The sequence below is a fragment of the Vogesella mureinivorans genome (genome assembly GCF_007644035.1).
GTDB classification, from domain to species: Bacteria; Pseudomonadota; Gammaproteobacteria; order Burkholderiales; family Chromobacteriaceae; genus Vogesella; species Vogesella mureinivorans.
Map to the genome: position 1 here is coordinate 1 of NZ_VMTV02000371.1, position 266 is coordinate 266.

Annotated in this window: 1 protein-coding gene; it reads left to right on the forward strand. The window is 71.1% G+C overall.

Translation table 11 applies throughout. The features are described 5' to 3' along the window. The coding region (locus FLQ44_RS11055) for a M48 family metalloprotease (RefSeq protein WP_147694439.1) at nucleotides 1-266 on the forward strand (266 nt) is incomplete at its 5' end.

Genomic DNA, 266 nt, shown 5'->3' on the forward strand with positions numbered 1-266 from the left:
TGCTCGGCATCCTCGCCTCGATGATCGCCATGGCCTTCTCGCGCCATCGCGAGTTCCGCGCCGACGAGGGCGGCGCCAAGCTGGCAGGCAAGCAGAAGATGATCGCCGCGCTCGAGCGCCTGCAGGCCCAGCACGGCGAAAACACCCTGCCGCGCGAAGTCGCCGCGTTCGGCATCAGCGGCCACATGGCGGCCGGCCTGCAGCGCCTGTTCATGAGCCATCCGCCGCTGCCGGAGCGCATCGAGGCCCTGCGTCGCGCGGCCTGA